At 60.9% G+C, this 13,032-nt stretch carries 4 protein-coding genes; all 4 read right to left on the reverse strand.

Annotated elements, in window-relative coordinates:
• Nucleotides 1–129: 129 nt before the first annotated feature.
• Nucleotides 130–7,839, reverse strand: coding sequence for an Ig-like domain-containing protein (locus tag JJB74_RS04310; protein ID WP_200590551.1), 7,710 nt, complete (start codon nt 7,837–7,839; stop codon nt 130–132).
• A gap of 623 nt (nt 7,840–8,462) precedes the next feature.
• A complete protein-coding gene (locus JJB74_RS04315; protein WP_200590552.1) occupies nt 8,463–9,110 on the reverse strand; it encodes a LuxR C-terminal-related transcriptional regulator in 648 nt (215 codons plus the stop codon).
• Between the two features lies 1 nt (nt 9,111).
• Nucleotides 9,112–10,509 (reverse strand): HlyD family type I secretion periplasmic adaptor subunit, encoded by a 1,398-nt coding sequence (locus tag JJB74_RS04320; protein ID WP_234483700.1) that lies wholly within the window; start codon nt 10,507–10,509, stop codon nt 9,112–9,114.
• Nucleotides 10,493–12,670 carry a type I secretion system permease/ATPase gene (locus JJB74_RS04325; RefSeq protein ID WP_200590553.1) on the reverse strand — a complete coding sequence of 726 codons (2,178 nt, stop codon included), beginning with the start codon at nt 12,668–12,670 and terminating at the stop codon, nt 10,493–10,495. The genes JJB74_RS04320 and JJB74_RS04325 overlap by 17 nt, the downstream gene beginning before the upstream one ends.
• Nucleotides 12,671–13,032 lie beyond the last annotated feature (362 nt).

Consider the following 13,032-nt stretch of genomic DNA (forward strand, 5'->3'; position numbering starts at 1 on the left):
GCCCAGGCGTCGTAGCTGGACGCGGCCCGGCAGGTGCGCAGCGCCCGGGACGGCGCGACAGCGTTCGCTGTCGCGCCGTCCGCGGGATCTGCGTTGCCGCGGCGGGCCCGATCGTGCCTGCCCCCGTCATCATGCGCTGGTCGGCTGCGACTGATGCAGCGGGTCGAACAGCTGCGTGGCGATGCTGGTCGGCGTGTAGGTGACCAGCGTGCCGCTGCCTGTATCCGCCGCCGCATGGAAGCTGCCCGCGTCGTACTGGCCCGTGAGCGCGATGCTCGCGGTGTGGCTGCCATCGCTGACCGTCAGCTTGCCGCCGCTGCCGTCTGCATTCGCCGCGTAAGACAGCGACAGGCTGTCGCTGAAGTGCAGGTCGCCGAGGTCGAGCTTGTCGTTGCCGTCCATGCCGGACACGCTGCCGGTGAAGTCGAGCACATCGTCGAGCTTGAGCGTGCCCGCCGCATCGGCGGCGAAGTTGGCATGTGCCGACGAGGCCGACATGAACTCCAGCGTGCCGCTGCCGCTGATCAGGCCATGACCTTCCCCGCTGACCGGACCGAAGACCACCAGTTCCGCGCCATTGGCCCACAGCGTGCCGGTGTTGTCGACCGCGCTCATGACATGCATGCCCCCGGAGCCGACGGCTTCCAGCGTGCCGCTGTTGTGGACAGTGTTGGCGCCGGTATCGATTACCAGCGCATTGCTGCCGGTCGCAATGATGCTGCCTTCGTTCACCAGGCTCATCTGCCCTGCGCCGATCTGGCCAGCGCCGGAGATGGTGTTGTCGACGTTGTGCAGCGTGACCGCCGCGCCGGTGCCGGAGATGACATTGGCGCCGCTGTCCGACAACGTCACATGGCCGCCGCCCTGCAGCGTGATGCCATTGCCGATCAGGAGCAGATCGGTTTCGCTGCCGGCCGAGTTCAACGCGATGGTGCCGCTGTTATGGATGTCGCCAGACAGCGGCAGCATCGTGCCGTCGTCAAGCGCCATGGTGCCGGTGTTGGTCATGGTCGGCGTCTGGTCGAAGACGAAGTTGTCCGCGGTAAGCGCTGCGGCCTGCACGCCCTGCAGCGTGATGACCTGGCCGTCGCCGAGCGTAATCACCGCATTGCCGGCCGCGTCCTGCGACAGATGCGATTGCACGTCGGCGAAGCTGTGGAAGCCGGCATAGCCGATCAGGTCCACCTTGTCGGCGGCGGTGTCGAACTTGTAGATCACGTCATGACCGATGGGCTGGGCAATCACGAAGGTGTCGGCGCCGCTGGAGGCGGTGAGGTGATCGTCGCCGGACCAGGCGAAGATGGGAGAGCCTTTGGCGTAGACCTCCATGTTGTCGGCGATGGACATGGTGGAGGTGGTGCCGTCGGCGTTGGTCCAGCTAGCACTGACGTTCAGCACAGTTGCGCCGCTAGAGCCTGAAGGCGCTATAACGGCAAGAGCACTGAGATCATCGGTTTGAATTGTCCAGCTTCCGTCTTGATGCATCGTGCCGCCGGCTAGTATCCAACCGGATGGCAAAGAAACATTGACGAGAACATCGGTTATCTCTGGTCGATGAGAAAGACCGAGATTGATAGCTTCACCAGCAATACCGGCCGGCGCAGTCCTTGCAATGACTGTAGAGTTGCCTGCGGCATCTGTAGCGGTTATGGAGATGGAGTCGCGTGTCGCGTTGCTGCCATTGCCAGTTGTGAGGTCAACGCTACTATCAACGATAGTCCAGCTTACTCCAGCACCAGAATTTACCGTTGTCGTGCCCACGGCCGCGTTGTTTTTGGATGTGGCCGTATCAATGATTGATATCGTTCCACTCGCATTGTCCGAATAGGTTCCCTTCAATGTCCAGGTCTTACTGCTGTTTGAGTAAGTTGCACTGTTGTTCGCAAAATCTACTGTTGGTCCAGTGGTGTCTATATGCTGCAGATTCAATGTAGCAGCCGAACTGGTATTACCGGCAGTATCAGCGATCGTTGCCGATGCCTTGATCGTTTCAGAACCGACAAACACATTCGCTTTTGCTGTATAAGTATCGGTCGCGCCATCCGATTTCAGAGTGAAGTCGCTCGCCAGCTGTGCTGACGTCAACACGATTCCATTGACCATTACACTCACTGCTGCACCGCTATCCACCGTAAAGCCATTGTCATAGCTTGCGTTCTTGGCATTAAGTACGTCGTGTAACGTAGGCGCAGCAGGCGGCGTCGTATCCAGAGTGTAACCATGGCCAACGCCTACTGTGACATTGCCTGCCATATCAATGGTACGCACGCTCAGCACCGTACCGCTGCTGCTCAGCGCCACGTCAGCGGCGCTCCAAGTCTTACCCGATACAGTTGCGTCCACCCAAGTGCTGCCACCATCGGCCGACACCTGGACTTTTTCACCAGAGCCCAGCGTGGTGTCGAGCGTGCCGCTCACCGTCTGGCTGGCCACGCGAGTGACGAAGTCGCTGCTGCTGCTGCCGGTATCCTGGCTCAGTTCCGTTACAGTGGCCTTAGCGGTCGGCGCCGTCCTGTCGATCGTGACCGAGATGGCGTTGGTGGTCGATGGATTGCCAGCGGCGTCGGTCACGACAGCATGGAAGCTATAGTTGCCGTCCGCCAGTGCCGATTGCGATGCCGTGGTAGTCGTCCAGGTGGTACCACCATCCGTTGACTTCTCATACATCACCGATGCGCCTTGCTCCTGGCCGCTGAGGCGCAGGTTGAACGCATTATCATTGGTCAGACCGTCAGTCTGCGAGCTACCCGAATCAATTAGATTGGCGAAGCTCAGCGTACCGGCAGCTGGGGCTGTCTTGTCTAGCGTGAAGGTGATGCTGGAGCTGGCGGTATTGCCGGCAGCATCCGTATCCGTCACCACAACGGTGTGCTGGCCATTCGCTGCCGGAGCGGTATAGCTGCTCGACACCACTCCATTGTCCACTGAATAGGTGCGCGTCACTGCTTCGCTCGGCGTGCTGAACGTCAGTGATGCATCGTTCGTCAGCTTGTCCGTATGGTCACTACCGCTATCGACGCTCAGCGCGACGGTCGACGTAGCGATCGTCTTGTCCAGCGTGAAGGTGATGCTGGAGTTGGCGGTATTGCCGGCGGTGTCCGTGTCGACCACCTTGACCGTGTGCGGGCCGTCTGCCGTCGGTGCCGTATAGGTGCTCGTCGCCGTACCGTTGTCCACAATGTAGGTGCGTGTCACCGCTTCGCTCGGTGTGCTGAACGTCAGTGATGCATCGTTAGTCAGCCGGTCACTGCTTGAGCTTCCAGTGTCGTGGGTCAGCGCAACGGTAGGCGTAGCGATCGTCTTGTCCAGCGTGAAGGTGATGCTCGAGCTGGCGGTATTGCCGGCGGCATCCGTATCCGTCACTTGCACGGTGTGCTGGCCATCACCAGTCGGTACGGCATAGCTGCTTACCGGAGTAGCGCCGTCCACTGAATAGGTGCGCGTCACCGTTTCGCTCGGTGTGCTGAACGTCAGCGATGCATCGTTCGTCAGCTTGTCCGTATGGTCACTGCCGCTATCAGAGCTCAGCGCAACGGTCGGTGTAGCAATCGTCTTGTCCAGCGTGAAGGTAAGGCTCGAGCTTGCAGTATTGCCGGCAGTGTCCGTATCTGTCACCTGGACGACATAGGTGCCATCTACCGTCGGTGCCGTGTAGTGGTCCACCGCTGCGCCATTTACCGTAATGACGCGGCTGACATCGCCAGCAGCGGCGCTGATGTTGAGGCTGCCATTGTTGGTCAGCCTGTCGCTATCAATACCGCTATCGTGGCTCAGTGCAACGGTCGGCGTGGCAATGGTGTTGTCCAAGGTGAAGCTGATGGTCGAGCTAGCGGTATTGCCAGCGGTGTCCGTATCGACCACCTTCACCGTGTGCGGACCATCTTCCGTCGGAGCCACATAGGTGCTGACCGGAGCAGCGCCATCAATCACGTAGCTACGCGTTACATCGTTCGCCGCATCGCTAAAGGTCAGCGAGCCATCCTTCGTGATGCCATCGCTATTCGAGCTGCCCGTATCGTGGGTCAGTGCCACCGTCGGCGTAGCGATAGTGTTGTCCAGAGTGAAGCTGATGGTCGAGCTAGCGGTATTGCCAGCGGTGTCCGTATCGACCACCTTCACCGTGTGCGGACCATCTTCCGTTGGAGCGGTGTAGGTGCTGACCGGAGCAGCGCCATCAATTACATAGCTACGCGTTACATCCTTCGCCGCATCGCTGAAGGTCAGGGAGCCATCCTTCGTGATGCCATCGCTATTCGAGCTGCCCGTATCGTGGGTCAGTGCCACCGTCGGCGTAGCGATAGTGTTGTCCAGAGTGAAGCTGATGGTCGAGCTAGCGGTATTGCCAGCGGTGTCCGTATCGACCACCTTCACCGTGTGCGGACCATCTTCCGTTGGAGCGGTGTAGGTGCTGACCGGAGCAGCGCCATCAATTACATAGCTACGCGTTACATCCTTCGCCGCATCGCTGAAGGTCAGGGAGCCATCCTTCGTGATGCCATCGCTATTCGAGCTGCCCGTATCGTGGGTCAGTGCCACCGTCGGCGTAGCGATAGTGTTGTCCAGAGTGAAGCTGATGGTCGAGCTAGCGGTATTGCCAGCGGTGTCCGTATCGACCACCTTCACCGTGTGCGGACCATCTTCCGTCGGAGCCACATAGGTGCTGACCGGAGCAGCGCCATCAATCACGTAGCTACGCGTTACATCGTTCGCCGCATCGCTAAAGGTCAGCGAGCCATCCTTCGTGATGCCGTCACTATTCGAGCTGCCCGTATCGTGGGTCAGTGCCACCGTCGGCGTAGCGATAGTGTTGTCCAGAGTGAAGCTGATGGTCGAGCTAGCGGTATTGCCAGCGGTGTCCGTATCGACCACCTTCACCGTGTGCGGACCATCTTCCGTCGGAGCCACATAGGTGCTGACCGGAGCAGCGCCATCAATCACGTAGCTACGCGTTACATCGTTCGCCGCATCGCTAAAGGTCAGCGAGCCATCCTTCGTGATGCCGTCACTATTCGAGCTGCCCGTATCGTGGGTCAGTGCCACCGTCGGCGTAGCGATAGTGTTGTCCAGAGTGAAGCTGATGGTCGAGCTAGCGGTATTGCCAGCGGTGTCCGTATCGACCACCTTCACCGTGTGCGGACCATCTTCCATCGGAGCCACATAGGTGCTGACCGGAGCAGCGCCATCAATCACGTAGCTACGCGTTACATCGTTCGCCGCATCGCTAAAGGTCAGCGAGCCATCCTTCGTGATGCCATCGCTATTCGAGCTGCCCGTATCGTGGGTCAGTGCAACCGTCGGCGTGGCGATGGTGTTGTCCAGAGTGAAGCTGACGGTCGAGCTAGCGGTATTGCCAGCGGTGTCCGTATCAAACACTTTCACCGTGTGCGGGCCATCTTCCATCGGAGCGATGTAGCTGTCAGCCGCTTTCCCATCGATCACGTAGCTGCGCGTTACATCCTTCGCCGCATCGCTAAAGGTCAGCGAGCCATCCTTCGTGATGCCGTCACTATTCGAGCTGCCTGTATCGTGGGTCAGTGCAACGGTCGGCGTGGCAATGGTGTTGTCCAGGGTGAAGCTGACGGTCGAGCTAGCGGTATTGCCAGCCGTATCCGTATCAACCACTTTCACCGTGTGCGGACCATCTTCCATCGGGGCGGTATAGGTGCTGACTGGAGCAGCGCCATCGATCACGTAGCTGCGCGTTACATCTTTCGCCGCATCGCTAAAGGTCAGCGAGCCATCCTTCGTGATGCCGTCGCTATTCGAGCTGCCCGTATCGTGGGTCAGTGCAACGGTCGGCGTGGCGATGGTGTTGTCCAGGGTGAAGCTGATGGTCGAGCTAGCGGTATTGCCAGCCGTATCCGTATCAACCACTTTCACCGTGTGCGGACCATCTTCCATCGGGGCGGTATAGGTGCTGACCGGAGCAGCGCCATCGATCACATAGCTGCGCGTTACATCCTTCGCCGCATCGCTGAAGGTCAGGGAGCCATCCTTCGTGATGCCGTCGCTATTCGAGCTGCCTGTATCGTGGGTTAGTGCAACCGTCGGCGTGGCAATTGTCGTATCGATGGTCAGTGACAGCGTTTGCGATTGCAGAATGTCGCCTAGCGATCCTGCGTACGACGATGTTGCGCTGATCACATGTACGCCATCCGCAAGCTCAGCTTGCGTGTCAATACTGACGCTCCAATGTCCATCGCTCCCAGTAGTAGTGGATCCCAGCACATTTTTGCCGTCATACACCACGACCGTCGTGCCCGATTCGGCAGTTCCACTGAATCCCGGGTGGCTATCGTTCGTAATGTGGTCGCCCAACTGGCCGCTGTCGCGTGTAAATCCAGTAATAACCGGCGCCACGTCGTTGACATTGGTAACGGTAATTGCAACAGCCTGCCCCTGGCCGGCAAGACCATGCGCATCGGTCGCGGTTACGACGATGTGATAGACATTGTCTTGGTCTGCATCCGCCGGCGCTTCAAAATTCGGAGAAGCTCTGAACGTGACCGCGCCGGTCTGCGCGTCGATATTGAATCGCGCAGCGTCGTCGCCGCTCAGGCTGTAGGTGAAGCTGGTATCGCCAGCGTCCGCGTCGCTGGCGCCTGCCTGGTACACCACATGGGAAGTCGCGGTATTTTCAGCTTGCGACGCAGTGCTGCCGGAAGTAATGACTGGAGCGTCGTTGGTTCCAGTGATGGTCACAGTCAGCTTTTGCTGAGTGCCATCGGCAGTCTGCACCACGATGCTGTCGGTATAAGTTTTGCCGCCCACGAATTCGTTATGCGCCGAATTCATTGTGTAAGTCCAGTGGCCACTCGCATCGATGCTGAACTTGCCGTAGCCATTTGATCCCGCCGCGTCCGTTAGCGCTACGAAGGCAGCTGAGCTGTCAACATCAGTTGCGCTTAAGGTGCCACCCGTGCCTTGAACCGCATCGGTCTCGGTAATGGAAGCGGTGCTGGTACCCGAGATTACCGCAGCGTCATTGGTGCCGTGGATCGTGACATCGATAATCTGCGATGCCGTACCATCCAGGGACTTCACCGTCAGGTAGTCATGCTTGATATCGCCTACGTTCAAGGCCTGGGTGGCGGGCGAATCATTGCTCAGCGCGTAGCTCCACTGCCCGGTATTCGAGTTGAAGCTGAAATTGCCGTAATTGCCTGCCAGGCTGGCTGGTGTCTGGAAAATCGATTCGCCACGGTCCGCATCCTGTACGGTCAGCGTTCCGCCAACCGGGTCCCCAGGCGTCGTCATATCGGCGCTGCCGCCCTTCTCGATGATATCCTGGGGAACGTAGCCAGTGATTGTCGCCGCATCGTTCGACCCATGAATCGTCAGCGTGACATGCGCCTCGCTAAGCGTGCCATTACCCAGGCGGATCGCATATACGAAGCTGTCGTTGACGACGTCGGTCCCCTTCAGCGAGTCAAAGCCCATTTTGTCCGTCGGGCCAGTTGCTCCAGCCGGCGCGCCGCTTATTCCATCCGGCGCGCCGAGTGCAAATTCGATTTGCCCATTGTTGATCCGCACCCAGTTGCCGGCAGTCGTTCTTTCCCATGCCGAAGTGCCATCGGAGCCGACGTCCTTGACGATCAGGTCGAAGTCGGTCCCGCTGATTACATTGCCCTTGCCGTCGTCAATGGAATACAGGGTCTTCGCATTGCCGCCGAGGTCGTTGCTCATCACGTTGAGCATCAGCGTCTGCGTACTGACGTTGTACAGCTTCACATTGGACGTGATGTCGTTTTCGCTGAAGCTGTAAATGTCATCCACCGCCTGCGGCGTATTGCTCATGGAAATAGTGCCGGTGCTGCTGGTCGTCGTCGTGGTAGCCATCGCTTCCCCCTATCCTGGTTCCAGGGCCGGTATCCATTGCGGTTCCGGCATCGTTGATCTTGGTATTCCCATTCCTGCGTCGGAACGGATTTATTCAGACTTGAACTGCCATGCCGCGAAGTTAATCAACTTAATTACGCGCGACCATTGGACTTTGGTACACCCGAGTTCCACAGCGCGCCGATAAAGGAACTGAATGGCGTGTGCGAGCGCCTTCCGTGGAATTGGGAGGCAATGCCGTTCCATGAGGTGCAAGAGTGAAGAAAGCTGCTGTGCGTGCGCAGGCTATGGCTGTTCGGACGGGCGTGCGCACGTAAGCACTCTGTGGGTTACAGCCAGGAGCATTAGCTGGGGCGGTGTTTGGCGCTCAGATCGGAATAAGGCGTTATAGCCGCGCGAGCAGACCCTTCGATACGCCCACTTCGTGGCCTACTCAGGGCGAACGGTATTGGGGTATCCAGGTATTGGGGTATCGAGGTATCGCGATGTCGAGGTATCGAGGTACGGGGTATCGCCAGGTGCTTCAAAGAGCGTATTGGGTATGGCCGCCCATCCATAGCCGGCATCGTCGCCGGCCTCAACCACGTAGGAATCTCTAGGCGACTGCGGCGCAATCGCCCCGCTCAACACATTGGCGCCTCGGTGATCAGCAGCGCCAGCTTCAACCGGTCCCCAATGCGCAGCTTCCTGAAGATCTCTGTCAGGTGCGCCTTCACCGTGCGCTCGGTGATATCCAGCCGCCGCGCGATTTCCTTGTTGGATTCGCCATTGCCCACCAGGTCGGCGATCTCGCGTTCGCGCCGCGTCAGCTCCTGCAGCCTTGCCACCGCTTCGCGCCTGCCTTCGCTTTCCTCGCGCAGGCGCGCGCCGAGTTCGTCCAGCAGCCGTGGCGTCAGCGTCCTGCGTATCCAGAGTTCCCCGCGCATCACGGCAGCGACGATCTGCGCCAACTGCGACGGCGCAATGTCGTCCCTGCAGCAGCCGCGCACGCCGATGCGGAACAGCGCCAGTTCGCGGTGGTCGTCGCCGTCGGTTCCGAGCGCGACGATGCGCATGCCGGCGTGCCTTCGCAACAGCGGCGCGATTTCCATGGGCGTGCCCATTCCCGGCAACGCGAGATCGAGCAGCAGCACCTCTGGCTGCCGGCGCACCAGTTCCTCGTAGAGCCGGTCCAGGCTGGATGCCGTCGTTATCAAGCGGTCTTCCAGTCCCTGCGCCCAAGTGCCCAGCCACTGCGGCGATGGGCTTGCAATCATGATGGCGGTGTTCATCTCATCTCTCTCGCAGCGCCATGTCCCGGGTCTTGATGATCGGCTTGAGCAGATAGTGCAGCACCGTCTTGCGACCGGTCTTGATGTCCACCGTCGCCACCATGCCCGGGATGATGGCCACCGCGTCCTTGCGGCCGCTAGGGTGATTGCTCTTCGTGCGCACCCGGATAAGGTAATAGCTTTCGGGCTTCTCACCGGGCTTGTCCGGGGTGATGCTGTCGGCGCTGATCTGCTCCAGCGTGGCCGGGAAACCGCCGTAGATCGAAAAGTCGTAGGCGGTCAGCTTCACCAGCGCTTCCTGGCCGGGGTGCAGGAAGGCGATGTCGGCTGGCTTGACCTTCGCTTCGATCAGCAGCGTGTCGTCGTCGGGCACGATCTCGATCATGTCCATGCCGGGCTGCACCACGCCGCCGACGGTGTTGATCTTGATCTGCTTGATAGTGCCGGCCAGCGGCGCGCGCACCATGGTGCGTGTCACTCGGTCGTCGAGCGCGGCATTGGCGGCGGAAAGCGCTGCCTGGTCGGCGCGGGCCTGGCTCAGGTCCTTGGCGGCATCGGCGCGGAAGCGCGCGACCAGCTCGTCGAGCTTCTGCTGCGCTTCACGCAGCGCTGACTCCAGCCGCGGGATGGCCAGCCGGGTCGCGTCGAGTTCGCCCTGCAGGTCGCTGCTCTGCCTCTCCAGGCGCAGCACTTCCATTTCCGAGACCACGCCCTGCTGCGCCATCGGCCGCATCATTGCCACTTCCTTGCCGATCAGGGCGCGGCTCTCCTGCAGTTGCGCGGCGCGCGCGCGCTTCTCGGTGAGCTCCTGCCGTTTCTGATCGAGCTGCTGCTTCAGGATCGCGAGATTGGCCTGCAGCTCGCTGCGACGGCTCAGGTACAGCTTGCGCTCTTCCGCGATCAGGCCGGGCATGTCCTTCTCCAGCCGGGCGGCGGGTGCGAAGGGCGTGTTTTCGGCTTCGGCGCTCAGGCGCGCGATGCGGGCCAGGAGCGCCTGGTCCTTGGCCTGGCCTTCGCGCGAGGAAGCGGCGAAGCGGGTCTCGTCGATGCGCATCAGCGGCTGGTCCTTTTGCGCCTTGTCGCCAACCTTGACCATGATTTCGGAGACGATGCCGCCTTCCAGGTTCTGCACGATCTGCACCTGGCTCGAGGGAATCACCTTGCCCTCGCCGACGGCAAATTCATCGACCTCGGTGAGCGCCGCCCAGGCGAATGCGCAGGCGACGAACAGCAGCGTCAGCCACAGGATCCAGTGGCTGAAGAAGCGCGGCCCTTCCATCAGCGCGGCGCTGGATTCGCGCATGTAGTCGGTGTCGTTCGCGGCGGGCATCATCGCGTCGATCGCGCGACGGGCGAGGCTGCGCCGCGGCTCGGGTGGAAGCTTAATTGGCTGCGACATGGATCTTTCCTCCCGCCAGCGCGGCCAGCACCGCTTCCTTGGGCCCATCGGCCACGACCCTGCCCTGCTCGATGACGATGACGCGGTTGACCAGCGACAGCAGCGATGCGCGATGCGAGATCAGGATCAGCGTGCGGCCGTCCAGTTGCGCGGCAAGGCGCGCCTTGAATTGTTCTTCGGTGCGGCTGTCCATGGCGCTGCTCGGCTCGTCCAGCAGCAGCACCGGCGGCGCCATCAGCTCGGCTCTCGCGATCGCGATCGCCTGGCGCTGGCCGCCCGAGATGCGTTCGCCGCGCTCGCCGACCTGCAGGTCAAAGCCTTGCGCGCTGCGGCTGGTGAAGTCGGTGACGCCGCCGATGGCGGCCGCGCGCAGCACCGCGGCATCGTCGGCATACGGCGCGCCAAGCACGATGTTGTCGCGCACGCTGCCGTAGAAGAGCGTGATGTCCTGCGGCACATGGCCGATGCCGCGGCGCAGCGCGGCCGGGTCGAGCTGGCGCAGGTCGGTGCCGTCAACCAATACCGCGCCTTCTGCCGGCGCATACAGGCCAAGGATCAGTTTCTCCAACGTAGTCTTGCCCGAGCCGATGCGGCCGATGATGGCCACCCTTTCGCCGGGCGCGATCGAGAACGACACGCCGGACAGCGCGTCATGGCTCTGCTCCGGATAGCGGAAGCTGACATTGCGGAATTCGATTGCGCCATGGATCTCGGGGCGATGCACGAAGTCCCTGTCGGCCGGGCGCTCGGATGGCAGGTTCATCAGCCGGTTCATCGATTTCAACGCATCGCGCGACTGGTGGTAGCGGGTCAAAAGGCCAGCTACCTGCGACAGCGGTGACAGCGCGCGGCCGATCAGCGTGGTGCAGGCGATCAGGGCGCCGGTGGTGAGCTTGTCGTCGGCGATCAGGTAGACGCCGTACAGGATCACCGCGACATAGGCGAGTTGCTGCACCCAGGTCGAGAAGTTGACCACGCAGGAGGCGAGAAAGCGCGATTTCAGCGCATGCTTGCCGATGTGGCCGAGCAGCTGTTCCCACTTGCGCTGCATCGCCCCTTCCGCGCCATGGACCTTGATGGTTTCCATGCCCACCAGGCTTTCGATCAGCGTGGCCTGGCGCTGCGACGCGAGCTTGCTGCTTTCCTGGACGATGCGCACCAGCGGCATTTGCAGCGCCATCGCAAAGCCGACGATGAGCGGCACGGCGGCCACCGGAATCCAGGCCAGCGGGCCGCCGATCCAGGCCATCGCGATGATGAAGATGAAGACGAAGGGCAGGTCGATCGCTGCGGTGATGGTGGCCGAGGTCGCGAATTCGCGGAAGGCTTCGAATTCCTGCAGGTTGGAAGCGAAGGCGCCGACCGAGGCCGGGCGCGCGGCATGCTGCATGCCGAGCACCTTTTCGAAGATGCTGGCGGACAGCACCACGTCGAGTTTTTTGCCGGCGACGTCGATGAAATACCCGCGCAGCGCGCGGATGACGAGGTCGAAGGTCAGGACCATGGTCACGCCGATGGCCAGCGCCCACAGCGTTTCGGTCGCATGGTTAGGCACTACGCGGTCATACACGTTCATCGAGAACAGGGGCATGACCAGCGCGAACAAATTGATCAGCACCGAGGCGATCAGCACTTCGGCATAGATCGGCCAGGCCTTGACGGCGACGCCCCAGAACCAGTGCGCGCGCGGCACGGCGCTGTCCTGGGTGCGGGCATCGAAGCGGTGCGCCGGCCGCACGAAGATGGCGTGGCCGGTGCAGCGTTGCGCCAGTTCATCGGGCACGATGTCCTGTATACCGGTGCCTGATTCGGGAAGCAGGATGCGAGCCTGGCCTGCCTCGATGCCGAGCAGCACGCAGGCCTGCCTGCCGTGCAGCAGCAACACTGCCGGCAACACCAGGCTGGAGATGTCTTTGAGGGGACGCTTAACCAACTTGGCGGAATAGCCGATGCGCTGCGCGGCGCGGATGAACAGTGCGGGCGTCAGGCCATGGTCGACCAGCGGCAGCCCCGCGGTGAGCGTATCGGCGGAAACCGGTTTGTTATGCAAGCGGGTCAGCGCAAGCAGGCAGCCCAGCAGGGGGTCGTCGGCCATGCTTGCGGCGGGAGGCAAATCCCAGGCGCCGTCTTCATCGACGGCAAGCGCGTTCGTCTGCTGCATGGGGCGGGTCTTTATTCAGAAATCCTGTTGTGTGCTGCTGTTTTGCGGACCGCCGTCGGTTGGATCGATCTGGGTTGCATACCGCCGCTGAGGCACTGTTGTGGCATCGAATGTCAAACGCCAGCAGGCAAATGTCACATCGTCGAGCGCCATTTTATGTAAGTCGTCTGTCAGACAAATCGCACATTGCTACCGAAATTTGTAGGAATTTTGCACCATGCTTACTGGAAGACAATAGGAGATTCGTACTAGATTTCAGTACGTTTGCATGTTGTTCGCAGATGGCGCTCCTAAAGGCGCAGGCTTCCTGAGAAAGCGAAATTTCTTTTACGAAACATGAGATCGGTTTTGCAGGCCCGGAC

This window comes from Noviherbaspirillum pedocola (genome assembly GCF_016632335.1).
GTDB classification, from domain to species: Bacteria; Pseudomonadota; Gammaproteobacteria; order Burkholderiales; family Burkholderiaceae_D; genus Noviherbaspirillum_A; species Noviherbaspirillum_A pedocola.